Raw genomic sequence first — 22019 nt, 5'->3', positions numbered from 1 at the left:
GCAGCAACGGTTCGAGCTTCGGGCCACGACGGGGCACTGACGCACCAGCAGCAGAAGTCATGCAATTTCTAACGATCAACTACTGGCGCAGGACAATAGCTGCCCGTAGGCAATCAGGGGTCTTCTTCCAGCCACCGAAGAACCATCCTTATTCACACCTGAGCGGGACAAGTCTGCTCCCCGGTCACCGTGCCAGCGCAGATGCGCAGTCCGGAACGCGGTACTCCGCTCAGGCGGGAAAGTCACACGTAATGGTGTCGGAGCGATTCGGTTGCAGCTCCGTATCGAGTATGTCGGGACACGTGCTCGTAACCGGTCCGCAGGATCGCGGTCGGTCTCGTCCCGGTGGTGGCCGTTGTCGTCGTCCCGGCTCTGCGTCTGGTGCGCCGGCCGGTCGGGAGGCGCCGGTCGTGCGAGGTCCGTGATGACCGCTCCCGTGTTCTGTGTCACCTCGGCGCGCGTCCCAGTAATGCCCGTCGCTCGCGGGGCGCTGTAAGGGTGGGCCACCCATGTGGCTGGTGTGCCCCGCGTGACTTCTTCTGTGGCCCTCTGCGGGCTTCCTATGGGGTGGGTGTGTCATGAGTCGTCGTACGTCGCACGCGTACAGACCGTTGAGCTTGAAGAGACGGGCGTGGCTGACGCTCGGTGCCGTGGTTCTGGGGGGCGGGGGCGTGGTGACGTACGCGGTCGCCAGCCCGTCCGACGAGCCCGGGGCGACGGGCCGGGCCAAGCGGCCCGTGAAGGTCTACGACCTCGCGCTGAAGGGGGCCACGAGCGGCAAGCGGGAGCTGCCGCGCACGGGCACCAGGCAGTTCTCGCTGGTCGGCGTGTCCTGGTCGGGGCCGGTCAAGGGGCTCGACGGCAGGGCTCAGGTGCGCACCCGCGATCTGGAGAGCGGTGAGTGGAGTGCCTGGCAGGACCTCGAGGTGAACATCGACCCGCCGGAGGACCCGGAGGCCGGGATGCGCGGCGCGTCCGAGCCGCTGTGGGTCGGGCCCTCCGACGGCGTCGAGGTCCAGGTCCTCCACGAGGACGGCACCACCGGCACGCTGCCCAAGGGGCTCGAGGTCAACCTGGTCGATCCGGGTGTGGTGACCAAGGCCGAGACCGAGGCGACCGAACCGGCGGCGTTCGTCGCCGAGGAGGGCGATCCGGCGGCCACGCCCACGGATTCCGCGGCACCCGCCGACGGGACGACCGCGACGCCGACGGACGGCGGGACCACCACGTCCCCCGCACCCGACGACTCCACGACCGCCCCGGCACCCACCGACACCACGGCCGCGCCGACGACCACCGGCTCGCCGTCCGCCCCCTCGTCCCCGAGCCCGTCGGCCACCGTGCCGTCCGCTCCGTCGTCCACCGTGCCCAGGCCGCCGGTCACCTCGCGCGCCGGCTGGGGCGCCGACGAGTCGCTCAGCCCCGACCCGTCCGAGTACAACGCCGATGTGAAGGCCGTCTTCGTCCACCACACCGACGGGGCCAACACCTACTCCTGCGCCGACTCCGCGTCGATCGTGCGGGGCGTCTACGCGTACCACACGCAGGTCAACGGCTGGAACGACATCGGCTACAACTTCCTGGTCGACAAGTGCGGCACCGTCTTCGAGGGCCGCAAGGGCGGCACCGACCTGCCGGTGCTCGGTGCGCACACCTTCGGCTGGAACCGCGAGTCCGTCGGCATCGCGGTGCTCGGTGAGTACACCTCCACCCCCGCCTCCAGCGCCGCGCTGGCCTCCGTCGCCCGCGTCGCCGCCTGGAAGCTCGGCCAGTACGGCGCCGACCCGGCCGGGACGGTGCAGCTCAGCGCCGGGGCGAGCCAGAAGAACTACTTCGGCACCGGCTTCACCGCGGGCACCAGGTACACCTTCAACCGGATCTCCGGCCACCGCGACGGCTACAACACCCAGTGCCCCGGCAACTCCCTCTACTCCCAGCTGCCGACCGTCCGCGCCTGGGCGGCCGGTCCGGTGCAGGGCCTGAAGGTGACCTCGGTCGGCGGCGCGGGCCTGTCCGGCACGACGTACTACACCAAGGGCGCCCTCAGCGTGAAGTGGGCGGCCACCACGCCCGCGGCGCTCGTCAAGAGCTACCAGCTGCTGGTCGACGGCAAGACCGTCGTCACCACCTCCGGTACGGCCACCTCCGCGAACACGACCCTGCCCCTGGGCAGCCACACCGTCGCGGTGCGGGCGGTGCACCAGTCCGGCAGGACCGTGACCACCGCCGCGCTGAAGGCCGTCGCGGAGACGACCGCGCCCACCTTCCCCACCACTCCGACGCTGTCCCTGCGCACCGGCACGGTCAACACCACCGCCGTCCCGGTCGCCCTCGGCTGGAAGGCGGCCGACGACAAGGCGCTGCGCGAGGTGAAGCTGCTGTCCCCGACGGCCGCCGCCTTCGGGCCGACCGTCACCGCCTCCCACCGCACCGCCGCGTCCGGCACGGCCGCCACCTGGTCGATGCAGGCGTACGACTACGCCGGTAACCACCGCACCGCGTCCGCCTCCTACACGCCGGTCATCCTGCAGGAGACGTCGGCGGTGAGGTCCGGCAGCTGGACGAGCCGTTCCTCCTCCAGTTACCTGGGCGGCAAGTCGTACTCCAGCGGCTCCAAGGGCGCCTCGCTCACCTGGACCTTCACCGGCCGTTCCGCCTCCTGGGTGGTCTCCCGGGCGTCCAGCTCGGGCCAGGCGTACGTCTACGTCGACGGCGTCAAGGTCAGCACGGTCGACCTGAAGTCCGCCACCACCCTGTACCGGCAGGCCATCTGGACGAAGACCTGGGCCGGCAGCGCCAAGCACACCGTCAAGATCGTCGTGGTCGGCACCAGCGGCCGTCCCACCGTCACCACCGACGGTCTCGTCCACATCAAGTAGGGGCCGGACAACGACGCGGCGCCCGGGCCGGCCGAAGCCGTCCCGGGCGCCGCGTTGCGGGTCAGGGGCCATATGCCCCGCCCGCCACCGGTAGGCCCTGTGGGACTCGAACCCACAACCAATGGATTAAAAGTCCACTGCTCTGCCAATTGAGCTAAGGGCCCAGGGCGTGTTGCGTGATGGTGCCACACCGAGCATAGCCCGACACGGCCGGGGCGCCGATCGGGTATCGGGGACTCGGCCGCGTCGGCGGGTGCCGGGGAGGGAGCGCCGCTAGGGATCCACCGGCTCCGGTGCGTTCGCGCGGGCCGCCGCTCGGGCGCGGGTGCGTTCGTGGTGGGGGTCGAGGAACCAGTGCCGGGCCGAGGCCAGCCACCAGGTCGCGGCGAAGCCGAGGACGGCCAGGACGGCGATCGGCGCGTAGTTGAAGGTCTCCCAGGTGACCGGGGACACCTGCGGCAGCATGAACAGGACCGTGATGACGCCGACCCACGTCACCGCGACCACGCCCACCGCCCGCGACCAGCGGCCCAGGTGCCAGGGCCCGCGTTCGAAGGCGTCGCCCCTGCGCAGGCGCAGGAAGGTCGGGACGACGTACGCGATGTAGAGGCCGATGACGGCGATCGACGTCACCGCCGCGTACGCCGTCACGTTGATCAGGTAGGGCAGGCCGAGGGCCAGGGCGCCCAGCGCGGCCAGCCAGACCGCGGCGACCGGCGTGCGGGTGCGCGGGCTGACGGTGTGCCAGACGTGGGACCAGGGCAGCGCGCCGTCGCGCGAGAAGGCGTAGATCATGCGGCTGTTGGCCGTCACCGACGCCATCCCGCAGAACAGCTGCGCCCCGATGACGACGAGCAGCAGCAGCTTGCCCGCGGTCGCGCCCAGCGCGTCGAGCAGGATCTGGGCGGGCGGGGCGCCGGTCGGGGAGGCGAGGGCGCCCTCGTAGGACTGGATGGCGAAGGTGAAGCCGAGCAGGAGGACGAAGCCGGCGATCCAGGAGGTCCAGATGGAGCGGACGATGCCCTTCGGGCCGGCGGTGGAGGCGTCGCGGGTCTCCTCCGTCATGTGGGCGGAGGCGTCGTAGCCGGTGAAGGTGTACTGGGCCATCAGCAGGCCGATCAGGACGACGTACGCGCCGCTGCCCCAGCCCGTGTTGTTCACGAACTCGCCGAAGACGAAGGACGCCGGCCGGTGGTGGTCGGGGACGAAGGCCAGCGCGCCGACGATGACCGCCACGCCGAGGACGTGCCACCAGACGCTGACGCTGTTCAGCAGGCCGACGATGCGGACGCCGAAGGTGTTCAGCAGGCCGTGGAGGATCAGGATCGCGGCGAAGAGGAGGATCGTGCGGCCCTCGGTGACCTCGAAGCCGAACTGGAGGTTCAGGTAGGCGCCGAGGAAGGACGCGGCGCCGAAGTCGATGCCGGCGGTCACCGCGACCTGGCCCAGCACGTTGAACCAGCCCGTGAACCAGGCCCAGGCGGCCGCCGTACGGGGCGGCGCGAGGCGATGCGCCCAGAAGTACAGGCCCGCCGACGTCGGGTACGCCGAGCAGATCTCGGCCATCGCCAGGCCGACGAAGAGGGTCATCAGGCCGACGGCGACCCAGCCCCACGTGATCACGGCGGGGCCGCCGGTGTTCATGCCGAACAGGTAGAGGGTCAGGCAGCCCGACAGCACCGAGATGATGGTGAAGGAGACCGCGTAGTTGGAGAACGCCGACATGCGGCGGGCCAGGACCTGGGTGTAGCCGAGCTGGGCCAGCCGTTCCTCGTCCGACAGCCCACTCGCCTTGGCGTCATCTGTCATGCCCCCAGCGATTCCCCTACGGAGGACGTGACATGCGTCACTCCTCGACCGGATGCGCGCTGCCCCGGCCGAAGAGTCCGCGGGCCACGGAAAAGGCCGTGGCCCCTGCCCGGTCGGTCGGGCAGGGACCACGGCCCCGATCACTGGCTACAGGCGTCAGCCGTTGCGCTTCCAGCGCGGCTTGTCGTCGCGGCGGCCGAAGGACGAACCGCGGTGGTCGTCACGGCGGCCGAAGGGGCGCTCGTGACCGCCGGCGCGGAAGCCGGGACGGTCGTCACGACGGTCGCGGTTGAACGGACGGTCGCTGCCGGGGCGGTCGCCCTGACGGTCGCGGTTGAACGGACGGTCGCTGCCACGGTGGCCGGGGCGGTCGTCGCGGCGGAAGCCGCCACGGTCGCCGCGGTCGTCACGACGCTCGAACGAACGCCCCCCGCGGTCACCGCGGTCGTCACGACGGTCGTCGCGGCGGAAGCCGCCACGGTCACCCCGGTCGTCACGACGCTCGAACGAACGCCCCCCGCGGTCACCGCGGTCGTCACGACGCTCGAAGGAACGCCCGCCACGGTCGTCACGACGCTCGTCACGACGGAACCCACCGCGGTCGTCACGACGCTCGAAGGAACGCCCCCCGCGGTCGTCACGGCGGTCGTCGCGGCGGAAGCCGCCACGGTCACCCCGGTCGTCACGACGCTCGAACGAACGGCCGCCACGGTCGCCGCGGTCGTCACGACGCTCGAAGGAACGCCCGCCACGGTCACGGTCGTAGGAGCGGTCCCGGTCCGCGAAGCGGTCCCGGCCGTTACCGGCCCGCTCGGTGCGCTCGGTCTTCTCCGTCTCACGCGGGCCCGACTGGGCCGGCACCGAGACCTCGGCCTCGGCGGCGGTGGCCACCTCGGCCAGCACCGTCTCCGGGTCCTCGCCCCGCTCCCGCGCGACCCTGGCGACCAGCCGGTCCGCCTCCTCGCGCAGCTCCGTGGCACGTCGCTGGGCCCGCTCCAGTTCCTTGGTGAGCTGGGCGACCTCGCGCTCGGCCTGCTGCGCCGCGTTGCCCGCGGACTCGGCCTGGACCTCGGTCATCGACCGGGCACCGGTGATCTCGGCGACCTCCGGGTCGAAGGCGTCGCCGCCCTGGATGATGTGGCGCGTGGCGTCGACGCCCGCGTCCTCCATCAGCCGGAAGATCTGGCGGCGCTGGTGCGGCAGGGACAGGGAGACGACCGTGCCGGTGCGGCCGGCGCGGGCCGTGCGGCCGGCGCGGTGCAGGTAGTCCTTGTGGTCGCCGGCCGGGTCCACGTTCAGCACCAGGTCGATGCCGTCGACGTGGATGCCGCGCGCGGCGACGTCGGTGGCGACCAGGACGTTGACGTAGCCGTCCTTGAAGTCTGCCAGCGTGCGGGTGCGCGCGCCCTGGGTCATGCCGCCGTGCAGCGCGTCCGCCTTCACGCCCGCGTCGCGCAGCTGCTCGGCGACGCGGTCGGCGCCCAGCTGGGTGCGGACGAAGATGATGGTGCGGCCCTTGCGGGAGGCGATGGCCGCGGTGACCGGCGCCTTGTCCTTGGGCTTCACGATGAGGATGTGGTGCGACATGGTCGTCACCGCGCCCTGGGCGGCGTCGACCTCGTGGCTGACCGGGTTGTTCAGGTACCGGTCGACGAGGGTCTTGATCTCGTTCTCCATGGTGGCGGAGAACAGCATCCGCTGACCGCCCGGCGGCACCTGGTCGAGCAGCTCGGTGACCTCGGGCATGAAGCCCAGGTCGGACATCTGGTCGGCCTCGTCGAGGACGGCGATCTGCACGTTCTCCAGGGAGCAGGCGCCGCGGTTGATGATGTCGCGCAGACGGCCCGGCGTGGCGACCAGGATGTCGACGCCCTTCTCCAGGGCGTAGATCTGGTTGCCCATGGACGTGCCGCCGCAGACGACCTTCATGCGCAGCCCGACGACGTCCCCGTAGGGCTGCAGCGCGTCGGCGACCTGCATGGCCAGCTCACGGGTCGGCGTCAGGATGACGGCGCGCGGCTTGTGCTTCTCGGTGCGGCCGCCGGCCAGCGTGGCCAGGGCCGGCAGACCGAAGGAGAGGGTCTTGCCGGAGCCGGTGCGGCCCCGGCCGAGGATGTCCTTGCCCTCCAGCGCGTCCGGGATGGTCGCGGCCTGGATCGGGAAGGGGGTGGTCACACCGTTCTGCGCGAGCTTGCGCACGATGCCCTCGGGCAGACCGAGGTCGGCGAAGGTGACCTCGGGGGCGCCGGCGGCCTCGGAGGTCTCGACGACCTCGGGGGCCTCCTGAGCCTCGGAGACGATCTCGACAACGCCCTCGGCGTTGTCGGCGTTCTCGGGCACGACGGCGTGATCAGTACTGATGATGGACATGCGAATGCGAAACCTTCCGGAGTCTCTCGTCGGCACGCGCCCGTCAACTCCGTGAATCGCGATTCGCAATACGACCGCCTCGATGCGGTCCATCACGGCAAGGGAGAGAGTACGCGCCACACGGCGCGCTCTGCGATGGCGCCGGGCAAATGGGATCAAACGATCTACCACCATACGCACCCCCCACCCCTGATGGCAAACCGGATAGCACATGCCCAGCTCAGCCGGTCCTTCACCCCATCTGCGGACCCACGCCCGCACCCCCCGGCACCCGGCCCGGACCTCACCGCCCGGCCTACACCGGCGCCCCCGCCTCCGGCGCCGGCTCGCGATGCGCCAGCTGCGTCCCCGGCGGCTCGTGCGCCGACGAGGACGGCTCCGGCGTCGGCTCCGGGGGCGGAGAGGCGGGCGGTTCCGGGGGCGGCGTCGGCTCCGGGTCCACCGTCCGCGGGGGCTCCGGGTCCACCGTCCGCGGGGGCGTGGGCTCCTCCGGTCCGCCCTCCCCCGGGGCGGACGCGGTCGCGTGCGCGGAGGGCGGCCCCGAGGCGGACCTGTCCTCGCCCTCGCCCTCACCGTCCTTGCCGCGACCCTTGCCCTTCCGCTTGCCGCGGTCGCCCTCGCCCTTCTCCTCTTTGCCGTGTCCACGCCCCTCGCCGGTGACCGCCGGGCCGTTCCCGGCCCCGCCGCCCGGCGCCGCCGGCCCGCCGCCCGACGCCTCGCCGCCGCGCTCCCCGGCCGAGTGCGACGGCCCGGCCTCCCCTCCGGAGTCGTCACCGACGCTCATGCAGCCGGCGGCAGCGGCGACGGCCACGACCGTGGCGGCCAGACGGACAGGTACGGACAAGGGGCGCACGGCGGCCACCTCCGAGGGGTCAGGAGTCGCCGTGCCCAACTCCCGTCACCCGCGACAGGACACGCGCCCCGCGCCGAAGACCGTCACCCGCATCCCCGACCGCGGGCCGCCGCCCGGGGCCCCTCACCCGTAGCCGAGGGCGTGCAGGCGCGCGTCGTCGATCCCGAAGTGGTGCGCGATCTCGTGCACCACCGTCACCTCGGTCTCCGCGACCACGTCCTCACGGGTGTCGCAGAACCGCAGCGTCGGCCCCCGGTAGATGGTGATCCGGTCCGGCAGCACACCGGCGTACCACTCCCCGCGCTCGGTCAGCGGCGTCCCCTCGTACAGCCCGAGCAGCTCGGGATCGTCCGCCGGCGGCTCGTCCTCGACGAACACCGCGACGTTGTCCATCAGCCGCGTCAGCTCCGGCGGGATCCGGTCCAGCGCCTCGGCGACCAGTTCCTCGAACTCCTCGCGCGTCATCTCCAGCACAGACCCATTGTCGGGTACGACACATCGGGTACGACACCGCCGCCGCGCACCGCCCACCACTCGCATATCCGCCCGGGGACATGGGCATACGGGACCAATGGCCCGCGTCCCCGCCGCCGTCCCGCACGTCCCGACCGAGGTGATGAACCGCATCCGCAGCGCCCCGCGCGCCCTCGTCCGCCGCCGGCGCGCCCGCCCGGCGCCCACGACGACGGAGCTCGTCCCCCGCTCCCGCCCCTGGACCCGCGCCCTCGGCCTCGTCGTCGTCGTCCTGCTCGGGGCCTGGCTCGGCCTGCTGGTCGTGGGCAACGTGCGCGTCCCGGTCGGCCCCATGAACACGACGATGACCCTGCGCCCCTCCCTGGCCGGCGGCACGAAGATCAACATTTCACCGCTGGGCGCCCTCCAGTTCGACAGCCACATCGCCCCCGTCCGCCTCGACGTCAACGTCGACCAGCTCGACCCGGACCGCGCCCAGGCGCTCGTCGACCACCCCGAACGGCTCTCCGGCCTCCAGGACGAGGTCGCGAAGGACGTCGAGCAGGGCACCCTCGATCTGGCCGCCCGCTCCTGCGTCGCCGTCGTCACCGGCGCCACCGCCCTCGGCCTCGCCGTCTACCGCCGCCCCCGCCGCGCCCTGGCGGCCGGGGGACTCGCGCTCACCCTCCTGGTCGCCTCCGGCGGCACCGCGTACGCGACCTGGAACCCCGACTCGGTCCTGGAACCCCGGTTCTCCGGCCTGCTCTCCTCCGCGCCCTCCCTGGTCGGCAACGCGCGCAGCATCGTCACGGAGTTCGACGTCTACCAGAAGGAACTGGCCCGCCTGGTGACGAACGTGACCAAGCTCTACGACGTCACGTCCACGCTCCCCGCCTACCAGCCCGACCCCACCACCATCCGCGTCCTGCACGTGTCGGACATCCACCTCAACCCGGCGAGCTGGAAGATCATCGCCTCGCTGGTGGAGCAGTACAGGGTGAACGTGATCGTCGACTCCGGCGACACCATGGACCACGGCACGGCGGCGGAGAACGGCTTCCTGGACCCCGTCGAGGACCTCGGCGCCCCCTACGTCTGGGTCCGCGGCAACCACGACTCCCGCGTCACCCAGGACTACCTGGAGGGCCTGAGGAACGTGCACGTCCTGGACGACGGCCGGGCCCGCACGATCGCCGGCCTGCGCTTCGCCGGCATCGGCGACCCGCAGTACACCCCGGACCGCTCCGCGAAGCCCGGCGCCGACGCCTCCCAGGAACTGGCCGGCGCCCGACTGGCCTCCGCCCTGCGCGACCAGACCAGGGCGGGCACGCCCGTGGACGTCGCCGTCGCCCACGAGCCGTCGGCGGCCCGCGAGGTCGACGGGACGGTCCCGCTGGTGCTGGCCGGCCACGTCCACCACGAGGACATGCAGGTCATGAAGTACGGCACCCGGCTCCGTGTCGAGGGCTCCACCGGCGGCAGCGGCCTGCGCGCCGTCGAGGGCAAGCACCCCGACCCCGTCCAGGCGTCGATCCTCTACTTCGACCGGGACAGCCGGCGCCTGCAGGCCTGGGACGAGATCAAGCTCGGCGGTCTGGGGCTCACGACGGCCGAGGTCAGCCGCCATCTGCCGAAGGAGAACCAGCCGGGCGCGGCCCCGTCCCCTTCCGGCACCACCCCGTCTCCCTCCGGTGCGGCCCCCTCCCCCTCCGGCGGCACCCCCTCCCCTTCGGGTGCGACTCCCGGTCCTCCGTAAAGCGTTTTGGCGATACCTCTCGTCATCGCCTATGCTTCTCACGTCCCCGACGCGCTGAAAAGCGCCCAGGCGGGCCGATAGCCCTCATCGTCTAGCGGCCTAGGACGCCGCCCTTTCAAGGCGGTAGCACGGGTTCGAATCCCGTTGGGGGCACGCAGTACGGTGTGCGACACTTGGTTCGCTGGTTCGCACACATCCACTTGGTCCTGTGGAGCAGTTTGGAGTGCTCGCCACCCTGTCAAGGTGGAGGCCGCGGGTTCAAATCCCGTCAGGACCGCCGAGGTTTCACGTGAAACCTCTCGGCTGGGTAGCTCAGTTGGTACGAGCGATCGCCTGAAAAGCGATAGGTCGCCGGTTCGACCCCGGCCCCAGCCACAGTAAGGCCCCGATCTTCGGATCGGGGCCTTGTTGTTTAGGTCCATGGGTCTGCCGACCCCACCCGTCCTGCTGGTCCCGCACCACGCCGGGCCCCGGGGCAAAAGCGTTCGCCAGGAATTTCCCGGGGATGCGATCCTGGAAGCCGTATGTCTACGCACCCCGCCCCCGCCCTCGGCGCCCTCGCTCCCCGCCTGACCGAGCTGTCCCTGCGTGACGCACATCGGCTCGGGCGGAGGCTCGAAGGCGCACGGAAGATCCGTAAGCCGGAGGCCCGTGCCGCCGTTCTCGCCGAGATCGAGGCGGAGGTGGCCAAGGCCGAGCAGCGCATCGCCGAACGCCGGGCCCGTGTGCCCGCCGTCACCTACCCCGAACAGCTCCCGGTCAGCCAGAAGAAGGACGTGATCGCGGAGGCCATCCGTGATCACCAGGTCGTCATCGTCGCCGGTGAGACCGGGTCCGGCAAGACCACGCAGATCCCGAAGATCTGTGTCGAGCTCGGCCGTGGCGTCCGCGGCATGATCGGGCACACGCAGCCCCGCCGGATCGCCGCGCGCACCGTCGCCGAGCGGGTGGCGGACGAGCTGGACACGCCCCTCGGCGAGGCCGTCGGCTGGAAGGTGCGGTTCACCGACCAGGTGAATCCGGACGCCACGTTCATCAAGCTGATGACGGACGGCATCCTGCTCGCCGAGATCCAGACCGACCGCGAGCTGCGCGCCTACGACACGATCATCATCGACGAGGCGCACGAGCGGTCCCTCAACATCGACTTCCTGCTCGGGTACCTCGCGCAGCTGCTGCCGAAGCGGCCGGACCTGAAGGTCGTCATCACGTCGGCGACGATCGACCCCGAGCGTTTCTCCCGGCACTTCGGTGACGCGCCGATCATCGAGGTCAGCGGCCGGACGTATCCGGTGGAGGTGCGGTACCGCCCGCTGCTGGAGGAGGACGGCGACGACGCCGACCGCGACCAGATCACCGCGATCACCGACGCCGTCGAGGAGCTGATGGCCGAGGGGAAGGGCGACATCCTCGTCTTCCTCTCCGGTGAGCGGGAGATCCGGGACACCGCGGACGCCCTGGAGAAGAAGAAGTACAGATTCACCGAGATCCTGCCGCTGTACGCCCGGCTCTCCCACGCCGAGCAGCACCGGGTGTTCCAGCAGCACACCGGGCGCAGGATCGTCCTCGCCACGAACGTCGCCGAGACCTCGCTGACGGTGCCGGGCATCAAGTACGTCATCGACCCCGGATTCGCCCGGATCTCGCGGTACAGCCATCGCACGAAGGTGCAGCGGCTGCCGATCGAACCGATCTCGCAGGCCAGCGCCAACCAGCGAAAGGGCCGCTGCGGGCGGACCAGCGACGGTATCTGCATCCGCCTGTACTCCGAGGACGACTTCAACGCGCGGCCGGAGTTCACGGACGCGGAGATCCTGCGGACCAACCTCGCCTCCGTCATCCTCCAGATGACCGCGGCCGGCCTCGGTGACATCGAGAAGTTCCCGTTCATCGACCCGCCGGACCACCGCAACATCCGCGACGGTGTGCAGCTCCTCCAGGAACTGGGCGCCCTGGACCCGTCGCAGAAGGACCCGCGCAAGCGGCTGACGGACACCGGCCGCAAGCTGGCCCAGCTGCCCGTCGACCCGCGGCTGGCCCGGATGGTGCTGGAGGCCGACAAGAACGGCTGTGTCCGCGAGGTCATGGTCATCGCGGCGGCCCTGTCCATCCAGGACCCGCGGGAGCGTCCCTCGGACAAGCAGGCGCAGGCCGACCAGCAGCACGCCCGCTTCAAGGACGAGACCAGCGACTTCCTCGCGTTCCTCAACCTCTGGCGGTACGTGCGCGAGCAGCAGAAGGAGCGCGGCTCGTCGTCGTTCCGCCGGATGTGCAAGCAGGAGTACCTCAACTTCCTGCGGATCCGCGAGTGGCAGGACATCTACACGCAGCTGCGCACGGTCGCCAGGCAGATGGGCATCCACCTCAACGACCAGGACGCGCCCGAGGACCGCGTACACGTGTCGCTGCTGGCCGGTCTCCTCTCCCACGTCGGCATGAAGGACGTGAAGGACGCCGGGGGGGAGGGCGGGAGGAGCACAGCCAAGAACGAGTACCTGGGCGCGCGCAACGCCAAGTTCGCGATCTTCCCCGGCTCGGCGCTCTTCAAGAAGCCGCCGCGCTTCGTGATGTCGGCGGAGCTGGTGGAGACGTCCCGGCTCTGGGCCCGCGTCAACGCGAAGATCGAGCCGGAGTGGGTGGAGCCGCTCGCCGGGCACCTCCTCAAGCGCACCTACAGCGAGCCGCACTGGGAGAAGGACCAGGCGGCGGTGATGGCGTACGAGAAGGTGACGCTGTACGGCGTGCCGATCGTGGCGCAGCGCAAGGTGAACTACGGGCGGATCGATCCGGAGGTCAGCCGCGAGCTGTTCATCCGCAATGCCCTGGTGGAGGGCGACTGGCGCACGCACCACAAGTTCTTCGCGGACAACCGCCGGCTGCTGACCGAGGTCGAGGAGCTGGAGCACCGTGCGCGGCGCCGGGACATCCTGGTCGACGACGAGACGCTGTTCGACTTCTACGACCAACGGGTGCCCGAACACGTCGTCTCCGGTGCGCATTTCGACTCGTGGTGGAAGCACAAGCGGCACGAGCAGCCCGACTTCCTCGACTTCGAGCGCGAGATGCTCATCAACGAGAAGGCGGGTGCGGTCACCAAGGACGACTACCCGGACTCCTGGCGCCAGGGACCGCTGAAGTTCCGTGTGACGTACCAGTTCGAGCCGGGGGCGGACGCGGACGGCGTGACCGTCCACATTCCGCTGCAGGTGCTCAACCAGGTCACGGACGAGGGCTTCGACTGGCAGATCCCGGGGCTGCGGGAGCAGGTCGTCACGGAGCTGATCCGGTCCCTGCCCAAGCCGGTCCGCCGCAACTACGTGCCGGCGCCGAACTACGCGCAGGCGTTCCTGGAGCGGGCCGTCCCGATGCAGGAGCCGCTGACGGTGACCATGGCGCGGGAGCTCAAGCGCATGGTGGGCGTGCCCTTCGAGGCGGAGGACTTCGACTGGGCCAAGGTCCCCGACCATCTGAAGATCACGTTCCGGATCGTCGACGAGCGGCGCCGCAAGCTGGCCGAGGACAAGGACCTGGAGTCCCTGAAGCTCCGGCTGAAGCCGAAGGCGCGCAAGGCGCTGTCGCAGGCCGCGGCGGCCACCGCCGAGCGCAGCGGCGGCGAGTCCCTGGAGCGCTCCGGGCTGACGGACTGGACGATCGGCACGCTCTCCCGGGTCTTCGAGACGCGCCGGGCCGGTCAGCCGGTGAAGGCCTACCCGGCGCTGGTCGACGACGGGGACACGGTGTCCGTGCGCCTCTTCGACACCGAGGCCGAGCAGGCGCAGGCGATGTGGAAGGGCACGCGCCGACTGATCCTGCGCAACATCCCGGTCAATCCCGCGAAGTTCGCGTCCGAGAAGCTGACGAACCAGCAGAAGCTGGGCCTGTCCGCCAACCCGCACGGTTCCGTCCAGGCACTGTTCGACGACTGCGCGACGGCGGCGGCGGACCGGCTGATCGCGGACTTCGGCGGGCCGGCGTGGGACGAGGAGTCGTACCGCAAGCTCTACGACAAGGTCCGCGCGGAGATCGTCGACACCACCGTCCGCACGGTGGGGCAGGTGCAGCAGGTGCTGGCCGCCTGGCAGGCCTGCGAGCGCCGTCTGAAGGCCGTGCGCAGTCCCGCGCTGCTGGCGAACCTCCAGGACGTACGGGCGCAGCTGGACGGGCTGGTGAAGCCCGGCTTCGTCACGGAGGCGGGCATCGGGCGGCTGCCGGACCTGATGCGCTACCTGGTCGCCGCCGACCGGCGCCTCCAGCAGATGCCGGCCAACGTCCAGCGGGACACGACCCGCATGGAGAAGGTCCACGAGATGCAGGACGAGTACGCGTGGCTGCTGGAGCAGATGCCCCGGGGGCGGCCGGTCCCGCGGCAGGTCCTGGACGTCCGCTGGATGATCGAGGAGCTGCGGGTCAGCTACTTCGCCCACGCGCTGGGGACGGCGTACCCGATCTCCGACAAGCGGATCGTGAAGGCGATCGACGCGCTGGCGCCGTAGCGGCGGCGCCGTGACGAGGAGCGCACGGAGGGTGAGTTCGACCCCGGGCCCACCCTCCTGTAGAGTCTCTTCTCGCAGCGCAACGCACGAAGGGCGCCGCAAAACCTGGTCCTGTGGAGCAGTTTGGAGTGCTCGCCACCCTGTCAAGGTGGAGGCCGCGGGTTCAAATCCCGTCAGGACCGCAACAGGAAAGCCCCGCACCTCTCGGTGCGGGGCTTTCCTCATGTCCTCGTCCCCCCGTGCGAAGGCCGCGCCCGCGGCGCAGCCGCAGTCGGGGACAGCACGCCCCGTCAGGCCGCGGCAAGAAGGCCCGCACCCTTCGGTGCGGGCCTTCCGCGCGTGCCCGTAGTCCGGGTGCCCGGGAAGGCCCTCGAGGCGCTGAGCGCCCCTCTCGCGGCCTTGACGGCGTCACTTCCGCTCGGTACTCCGTAGGCAGGGCACGTTCTCCCTACGGCCCCTGGGGGTGGCGCATGGCGGCAGCGGTCAGGCACGAGACGCGGGCGCTGCTTCGCGCGCACCTGTCGGCCGCGTCGTCGTACCGTCACCTGACGCGTCACTGTCCGATCTGCCACCGGCTGCTGCGGCTGGCGTGGGACTCCGCAACTCCGCCGGCCCCGCCCCCGGCTCCGTCGCCGTCGCCGCCTCCGACGGGCCGTCAGGAGGCCGTCGAGGAGGGGAGCGCCGCCGCCACGTGAGCCCTCCCGTTCCCAACGTCCGCATCCTGGCGGGCTGCTGGAACCATCGGCCCCCTAACGCACATATGCCAGGGCCAACAAGCGGCAGCATGTGTGACGGGTGTCACCGTGTGAGTTTTCGAGACGGTGGCACTTACGCCTCTCCTACAACTGGTCGATTTAATATGTGCAATTGCACTGCCCCGAAGGGCACTTCCCCGCCTCCCCCACGGCCTTCCCGTAGCGGATCCGACAACCTCCCCCAGAGTCCGACAAGGCCGCCCCCGGCCGACCGACACCCGGCACAAAAAAATCGCGCTGGACCCGGCGGAGTCCAGCGCGATTCACGACGCACCCGGTCGGTCACCCGACACATTCGAACGGCTTGGGCGTGGGGCCTGTTGGGGCAGGACCCGCGTCGGTTGGAGCTGTGGTTCCAGGCGCTCCGGCAGGTTGGGGGGCCTGCCGTTCTGCCCGGTTATGCGGTTGTTCAGGCCTCGCTGCGCTGCTGCGGAATGCCCGCGAGCAGAGCGCGGACCTCGGCCTCGCGGTAGCGGCGATGCCCGCCGAGCGTGCGGATCGACGTGAGCTTGCCGGCCTTCGCCCAGCGCGTGACCGTCTTCGGGTCGACGCGGAACATGGTGGCGACCTCAGCCGGGGTCAGCAGCGGCTCGGCATCAGGGGTGCGAGCGGTCATGAGCGGCCTCCTCGGGAGAACCGAACCTTCTCGGTTCTTTCCTCTAAATTCTGCACCTTGACCCGCGTTGCCCGAAATGGCGGACGCGAGTCGAGTCGGTTATAGGACGAACGGCTTGTCCTCGGCACTACAACTACACCATCTGTCCAGCCGCGTCGGCCAAACCGATGGAATTGCCCTCCCAGGTGTTCATCAGCGACGGATGCCGATGGACCGTGCCATAGCGGACAGTCACGCCACTGTGACGATCAGTCACAGGATGATCAGACGCCACCAGACCCCCCAAAGCGTGCAATGCTGAGATTCCGCCCACAGTGCATCACAACAGGACGGAGGGAGACCTCCCCGGACTCCTTGTCCTATTTTGGCATGAGGAGGGGGAAGGGGCGCAAGAGTGGCGTACGTGCGGTCCGTCACGCTTGACACATACGCCCGGATCGGGACGTACGTCCCCTGGTGACGTTGTTTCAGGTCACACCGAACGGGTGTCTGAGCGAGAGACGAAACCCCACATCGGGCGGTACGTCAAACGTCAGTTCGCGGACCGCCGGTCCCGCACCGACCGCCACCGCTCCACCAGCCGCCCGTACGCGGCGCCCGCGGCCGCCCCGTCCCCGTCGCGCAGCGCCTCGATGCCCTCGGCCACGTCCGCCGCCGAGTGGTCGTCCTCCAGCTCGCCGGCCGGCAGGGCGTGCACCAGTCCGCCGTAGTCCAGCTCCACCAGTGAGCGCGGATGGAACTCCTCGAGCCAGCGCCCCACGTCCACCAGGCCGTCGATCAGCGGGCCCTCGTCCATGGCCTGTTTCAGCGCCCGCAGTCCCCGGGCGACCCGCCGCCGCGCCTGCACCATCGGCGTCCGGTAGCGCAGCACCGGCGCCCCGGTACCGTCGCCGCCCTTGTCGTACTCCCGCTCCTCGTCGGAGACCAGCACGAACCAGTTGATCGGCACCTGCCAGGTGGCCGTGCGGATCCAGGGACGGGCGTCGGGGTTGCCCTCCAGCCAGCGCTCGTAGTCCTGCCTGGTCTGGCGGCGTACGACCGGGGGGAGCAGGGCGTCCAGGACGGGCTCGGGGAAGTCCTCGGCCAGCTCCCCGAGGGCCTGCCAGCCACGCAGCCGGGTCCGCCAGGGGCACACGCAGACCACCCCGTCGGCCTCGGTCACGAAGGCGTCGCCGCTCTCGTGCACCGGGACCGGCACCGGCGGGGTGGGCAGCAGGTCGGCCAGGGAACGGCGCAGTTCGTCCTGGTAGGAGGGCAGATCGGTGCGGCGGGCGTAGCGGGCCCAGTGGCCTCGCTCCGGTTCGGGGAAGGCGGCCAGCGGCTCGTACACCCGCAGGTACGCCGCGTAGGGGACGATCACCGAGGACACCTTGGGCACGCCTGCTCCCTCCCCCGCACTCCGCTTCGAAAACCTGCGGGAGCCGATCACAAACGCGCGGGAACCTCTGCAAATCGTCGCACGCCTGTACTCCGTGCGGAGGTGATCCTGGGCACCGGGCGGCGGTCGGGCACCGTCAGGCTCTAATCTCGTGCCACAGTCCCCGCCACCCGCACGGGGACCCTCTCCACCCGCCGCACCTGCACAGGAGTCACCACCGTGACCGACGTAACCGGCGCACCTGCTGATGTACTGCACACCCTGTTCCACTCGGACCAGGGAGGTCATGAGCAAGTCGTGCTCTGCCAGGACCGTGCCAGCGGTCTCAAGGCCGTCATCGCCCTCCACTCCACCGCCCTGGGCCCCGCGCTCGGCGGTACGCGCTTCTACCCGTACGCGAACGAGGCGGAGGCCGTCGCCGACGCGCTGAACCTCGCGCGCGGTATGTCGTACAAGAACGCCATGGCCGGGCTCGACCACGGCGGCGGCAAGGCCGTGATCATCGGCGACCCGGAGCGGATCAAGAGCGAGGAGCTGCTGCTCGCCTACGGCCGGTTCGTCGCCTCGCTCGGCGGCCGGTACGTCACCGCCTGCGACGTCGGCACCTACGTGGCCGACATGGACGTCGTGGCGCGCGAGTGCCGCTGGACGACCGGGCGTTCCCCCGAGAACGGCGGCGCGGGTGACTCGTCCGTGCTCACCTCCTTCGGCGTCTACCAGGGCATGCGGGCCGCCGCCCAGCACCTGTGGGGCGACCCGACGCTGCGCGACCGCACGGTCGGCATCGCCGGCGTCGGCAAGGTCGGTCACCACCTGGTCGAGCACCTGCTCGCCGAGGGCGCGCACGTGGTCGTCACGGACGTGCGCAAGGACGTCGTCCGGGCCCTCACCGAGCGGCACCCGTCGGTGATCGCCGTCGCCGACACGGACGCGCTGATCCGGGTCGAGAACCTGGACATCTACGCCCCCTGCGCGCTCGGCGGCGCGCTGAACGACGACACCGTGCCGGTGCTGACCGCGAAGGTGGTGTGCGGCGCGGCCAACAACCAGCTCGCCCATCCGGGCGTCGAGAAGGACCTCGCCGACCGCGGGATCCTCTACGCGCCCGACTACGTGGTGAACGCCGGCGGTGTCATCCAGGTCGCCGACGAGCTGCACGGCTTCGACTTCGACCGGTGCAAGGCCAAGGCGGCGAAGATCTACGACACGACGCTGGCCATATTCGCACGTGCGAAGGAAGACGGCATTCCGCCGGCCGCCGCGGCCGACCGGATCGCCGAGCAGCGGATGTCGGAGGCACGCGCGCGGCGCTGATCCGGGACGGCGCCCCGCACGCTCCGGAGGGTGCTCCGGAGGCGGTCTTCGAAGGTTTGACCGGTACCCGCCGGGGGGTGGTTGGAGAGAACTCTCACTTCTCCCGGCGGGTCGGCCGTCGAAACGTGGTTAAAATCGCCGTTGACCAGCGAGGACGGGGCGCCTCGAAGGTCCTGGGCGTAGCCACGTCCTGCGGGCGACGTACCGTATGGGCGTGGGCTCAGGTACCGTGGAAGCCCTACGGACCGGTCTCTCCACGGAGAGCCCGTTCCGGACCATGAACGCGTGTCAAGACTCTGGGGCCGTCGAGCCCCGTCGTTGAGGGGGTCGAGCCATGGGGCGCGGCCGGGCCAAGGCCAAGCAGACGAAGGTCGCCCGCCAGCTGAAGTACAACAGCGGTGGGACTGATCTCTCCCGCCTGGCCGAGGAGCTGGGCGCATCGACGTCGAGTCCGCAACCGCCTAACGGCGAGCGGTTCGAGGACGATGAGCAGGACGACGAGCTGTACGCAAAGTACGCCGACCTCTACGAGGACGACGAGGACGAGGACACCCAGTCCCCGCAGCATCGTCGCGGCGCTTGACCCTGCACTGAGCACTCGCCCGGTCGGTGACTTCGGTCACCGACCGGGTTCTGTGCTACCCGCATCGCCGTGCCGGTCTCGGCTCAGCGGGCGTAGTCGCCGGTCATCGTGGCGCCCGTCGCGTGGTCGCCGCGTGCGGTGATCTCGCCGGCCACCCAGGCGTCGACGCCGCGGTCGGCGAGGGTCGCCAGCGCCACGTCGGCGGACTCCCGGGGCACGACGGCGATCATGCCGACGCCCATGTTGAGGGTCTTCTCCAGCTCCAGGCGCTCGACCTTGCCCGTCCGTCCGACGAGGTCGAAGACCGGCGCCGGGGTCCAGGTGGAGCGGTCGACGCTCGCGTGCAGGCCGTCGGGGATCACGCGGGCCAGGTTGGCCGCGAGGCCGCCGCCGGTGACGTGGCTGAAGGCGTGCACCTCGGTGGTGCGCATCAGGGCCAGGCAGTCCAGCGAGTAGATCTTCGTCGGCTCCAGGAGCTCCTCGCCGAGGGTGCGGCCGAGCTCGTCCACGTGCGCGTCCAGGGCCAGGCCGGCCTCGTTCAGCAGCACGTGGCGGACGAGTGAGTACCCGTTCGAGTGAAGACCGGAGGCGGCCATCGCGACGACCGCGTCCCCCTCGCGGATGCGGTCCGGGCCGAGCAGCCGGTCGGCCTCCACGACGCCCGTACCGGCGCCGGCGACGTCGAAGTCGTCCTCGCCGAGCAGGCCGGGGTGCTCGGCCGTCTCGCCGCCCACCAGGGCGCAGCCGGCCAGGACGCAGCCCTCGGCGATGCCCTTGACGATGGCGGCGACGCGCTCGGGGTGGACCTTGCCGACGCAGATGTAGTCGGTCATGAACAGCGGCTCGGCGCCGCACACCACGATGTCGTCCATGACCATGGCGACCAGGTCGTGACCGATGGTGTCGTAGACGCCGAGCTGCCGGGCGATGTCGACCTTGGTGCCGACACCGTCCGTGGCGGAGGCCAGCAGGGGGCGGTCGTACTTCTTGAGGGCGGAGGCGTCGAAGAGGCCGGCGAAGCCGCCGAGGCCGCCGAGGACCTCGGGGCGCTGCGTCTTCTTCACCCACTCCTTCATGAGCTCGACGGCGCGGTCGCCCGCTTCGATGTCGACGCCCGCGGCTGCGTAGCTGGCACCAGTCGTGTCAGACATGACGATGAGAACCTCTGACTCTTGTGTCGTACGGCAGGTATTGCGGACGGACGGCTACGGGCGACGGATGGCGTCGGCGGCGGCCGTACCGGCGGGCCCGGCGGCCAGCTCGGTCTCCAGGAGCTGCTTGCCGAGCAGCTCGGGGTCGGGGAGCTCCATCGGGTACTCGCCGTCGAAGCAGGCGCGGCACAGGTTCGGCTTGGCGATGGTGGTCGCCTCGATCATGCCGTCGATGGAGATGTACGCCAGGGAGTCGGCGCCCAGCGAGGTGCCGATCTCCTCGATGCTCATGCCGTTGGCGATGAGCTCGGCGCGGGTGGCGAAGTCGATGCCGAAGAAGCAGGGCCACTTCACGGGCGGGGACGAGATCCGGATGTGGACCTCGGCCGCGCCGGCCTCGCGGAGCATGCGGACCAGGGCCCGCTGGGTGTTGCCGCGGACGATGGAGTCGTCCACGACGACCAGCCGCTTGCCCTTGATGACTTCCTTCAGGGGATTCAGCTTGAGGCGGATGCCGAGCTGGCGGATGGTCTGCGAGGGCTGGATGAAGGTGCGCCCGACGTAGGCGTTCTTCACCAGACCGGCGCCGAAGGGGATGCCGGATGCCTCGGCGTACCCGATCGCGGCGGGGGTGCCGGACTCCGGGGTCGCTATGACGAGGTCGGCCTCGGCGGGGGCCTCCGCGGCCAGCCTGCGGCCCATCTCGACGCGCGAGAGGTAGACGTTGCGGCCGGCGATGTCGGTGTCCGGGCGGGCCAGGTACACGTACTCGAAGACGCAGCCCTTGGGCTTCGCTTCTGCGAATCGCGACGTGCGCAGACCGTTCTCGTCGATGGCGATGAACTCGCCCGGCTCGATCTCGCGGACGTAGGAGGCGCCGCAGATGTCGAGGGCGGCGGACTCGGAGGCGACGACCCAGCCGCGCTCCAGGCGGCCGAGGACCAGCGGGCGGATGCCCTGCGGGTCGCGGGCGGCGTAGAGCGTGTGCTCGTCCATGAAGACGAGGCTGAAGGCGCCGCGCACCTGGGGCAGCACCTTGGCGGCCGCGTCCTCGATGGTCAGCGGCTTGCCGTCGTCGTCGACCTGGCCCGCGAGCAGCGCGGTGACCAGGTCGGTGTCGTTGGTCGCCGCGACCCGCGTGGAGCGGCCGTCCTGCTTGGGCAGGTCGGCGACCAGCTCGGCGAGCTGGGCGGTGTTGACGAGGTTGCCGTTGTGGCCGAGCGCGATGGAGCCCTGCGCGGTGGCCCGGAAGGTGGGCTGGGCGTTCTCCCACACGGACGCGCCGGTGGTCGAGTAGCGGGCGTGACCGACCGCGATGTGACCCTGGAGCGAACCGAGCGAGGTCTCGTCGAAGACCTGGGACACGAGGCCCATGTCCTTGAAGACGAGGATCTGGGAGCCGTTGCTGACCGCGATTCCCGCGGATTCCTGGCCCCGATGCTGGAGGGCGTAGAGCCCGAAGTACGTGAGCTTTGCGACCTCTTCGCCCGGAGCCCAGACACCGAAGACGCCGCAAGCGTCCTGGGGGCCCTTCTCGCCGGGGAGTAGATCGTGATTGAGTCGACCGTCACCACGTGGCACGTTCCCGAGTGTAGGCGAGGTCGACCAC

14 protein-coding genes and 5 tRNA genes are annotated in these 22019 nt (G+C 70.6%); 10 read left to right on the top strand and 9 right to left on the bottom strand.

Features of this window, described 5'->3' with window-relative positions; all coding sequences use genetic code 11:
* Positions 1–617 precede the first annotated feature (617 nt).
* Positions 618–2879, top strand: coding sequence for a peptidoglycan recognition protein (locus ACIRFH_RS07420; protein WP_403517797.1), 2262 nt, complete (start codon positions 618–620; stop codon positions 2877–2879).
* Between the two features lie 91 nt (positions 2880–2970).
* On the opposite strand, the gene ACIRFH_RS07415 is transcribed toward ACIRFH_RS07420, so the two are convergent.
* The 5 genes from ACIRFH_RS07415 to ACIRFH_RS07395 form a co-directional block, all read right to left on the bottom strand.
* Positions 2971–3043 (bottom strand) — tRNA-Lys (locus tag ACIRFH_RS07415).
* 109 nt (positions 3044–3152) lie between these two features.
* Entirely contained in the window at positions 3153–4688 is a 1536-nt protein-coding gene (locus ACIRFH_RS07410; RefSeq protein ID WP_403517758.1) for an amino acid permease, read from the bottom strand.
* Between the two features lie 156 nt (positions 4689–4844).
* Positions 4845–7058 carry a DEAD/DEAH box helicase gene (locus ACIRFH_RS07405; RefSeq protein WP_403517756.1) on the bottom strand — a complete coding sequence of 738 codons (2214 nt, stop codon included), beginning with the start codon at positions 7056–7058 and terminating at the stop codon, positions 4845–4847.
* Between the two features lie 295 nt (positions 7059–7353).
* Positions 7354–7911 (bottom strand): hypothetical protein, encoded by a 558-nt coding sequence (locus ACIRFH_RS07400; protein ID WP_403517754.1) that lies wholly within the window; start codon positions 7909–7911, stop codon positions 7354–7356.
* A gap of 123 nt (positions 7912–8034) precedes the next feature.
* A complete protein-coding gene (locus ACIRFH_RS07395) occupies positions 8035–8385 on the bottom strand; it encodes a metallopeptidase family protein (protein WP_161165491.1) in 351 nt (116 codons plus the stop codon).
* Between the two features lie 97 nt (positions 8386–8482).
* On the opposite strand from ACIRFH_RS07395, the gene ACIRFH_RS07390 reads away from it, so the two are divergent.
* From ACIRFH_RS07390 to ACIRFH_RS07360, 7 genes are all read left to right on the top strand, one after another.
* Positions 8483–10120, top strand: a complete 1638-nt coding sequence (locus ACIRFH_RS07390) for a metallophosphoesterase (protein WP_403517752.1) — start codon at positions 8483–8485, stop codon at positions 10118–10120.
* A gap of 80 nt (positions 10121–10200) precedes the next feature.
* Positions 10201–10273, top strand: a tRNA-Glu gene (locus tag ACIRFH_RS07385).
* Between the two features lie 49 nt (positions 10274–10322).
* Positions 10323–10397 (top strand) — tRNA-Asp (locus ACIRFH_RS07380).
* A gap of 24 nt (positions 10398–10421) precedes the next feature.
* Positions 10422–10495: transfer RNA gene (locus ACIRFH_RS07375), tRNA-Phe, on the top strand.
* Between the two features lie 149 nt (positions 10496–10644).
* A complete protein-coding gene (gene hrpA / locus ACIRFH_RS07370; RefSeq protein WP_403517750.1) occupies positions 10645–14613 on the top strand; it encodes an ATP-dependent RNA helicase HrpA in 3969 nt (1322 codons plus the stop codon).
* Positions 14614–14720: 107 nt separating this feature from the next.
* Positions 14721–14795, top strand: a tRNA-Asp gene (locus ACIRFH_RS07365).
* A 288-nt stretch (positions 14796–15083) separates the two neighbouring features.
* Positions 15084–15308, top strand: a complete 225-nt coding sequence (locus ACIRFH_RS07360) for a DUF6274 family protein (RefSeq protein WP_403517748.1) — start codon at positions 15084–15086, stop codon at positions 15306–15308.
* A gap of 469 nt (positions 15309–15777) precedes the next feature.
* Here the strand turns inward: ACIRFH_RS07360 and bldC are convergent, their stop codons facing one another.
* Positions 15778–15984: a developmental transcriptional regulator BldC gene (gene bldC / locus ACIRFH_RS07355; RefSeq protein WP_003949541.1), complete on the bottom strand. Its 207-nt coding sequence runs from the start codon at positions 15982–15984 to the stop codon at positions 15778–15780.
* Between the two features lie 532 nt (positions 15985–16516).
* Positions 16517–17362, bottom strand: coding sequence for a hypothetical protein (locus tag ACIRFH_RS07350; RefSeq protein WP_403517746.1), 846 nt, complete (start codon positions 17360–17362; stop codon positions 16517–16519).
* A gap of 219 nt (positions 17363–17581) precedes the next feature.
* Between ACIRFH_RS07350 and ACIRFH_RS07345 the strand changes: the two genes are divergently transcribed.
* Together ACIRFH_RS07345 and ACIRFH_RS07340 are read left to right on the top strand one after the other, a co-directional pair.
* Positions 17582–18676, top strand: a complete 1095-nt coding sequence (locus tag ACIRFH_RS07345; RefSeq protein ID WP_403517744.1) for a Leu/Phe/Val dehydrogenase — start codon at positions 17582–17584, stop codon at positions 18674–18676.
* Between the two features lie 334 nt (positions 18677–19010).
* Positions 19011–19259 (top strand): DUF3073 domain-containing protein, encoded by a 249-nt coding sequence (locus ACIRFH_RS07340; protein ID WP_403517742.1) that lies wholly within the window; start codon positions 19011–19013, stop codon positions 19257–19259.
* 83 nt (positions 19260–19342) lie between these two features.
* Here ACIRFH_RS07340 and purM read toward each other — a convergent pair whose 3' ends face one another.
* Together purM and purF are read right to left on the bottom strand one after the other, a co-directional pair.
* Positions 19343–20410 carry a phosphoribosylformylglycinamidine cyclo-ligase gene (gene purM, locus ACIRFH_RS07335; RefSeq protein WP_403517741.1) on the bottom strand — a complete coding sequence of 356 codons (1068 nt, stop codon included), beginning with the start codon at positions 20408–20410 and terminating at the stop codon, positions 19343–19345.
* 54 nt (positions 20411–20464) lie between these two features.
* Positions 20465–21991: an amidophosphoribosyltransferase gene (gene purF, locus ACIRFH_RS07330; RefSeq protein WP_403517740.1), complete on the bottom strand. Its 1527-nt coding sequence runs from the start codon at positions 21989–21991 to the stop codon at positions 20465–20467.
* Positions 21992–22019 lie beyond the last annotated feature (28 nt).

Origin of the sequence: Streptomyces sp. NPDC093586 (assembly GCF_044764905.1) — a bacterium.
Taxonomy (GTDB): Bacteria; Actinomycetota; Actinomycetes; order Streptomycetales; family Streptomycetaceae; genus Streptomyces.
The sequence above is the reverse complement of the archived record's forward strand: the minus strand, read 5'-3'. Positions and strand labels throughout refer to the sequence as shown.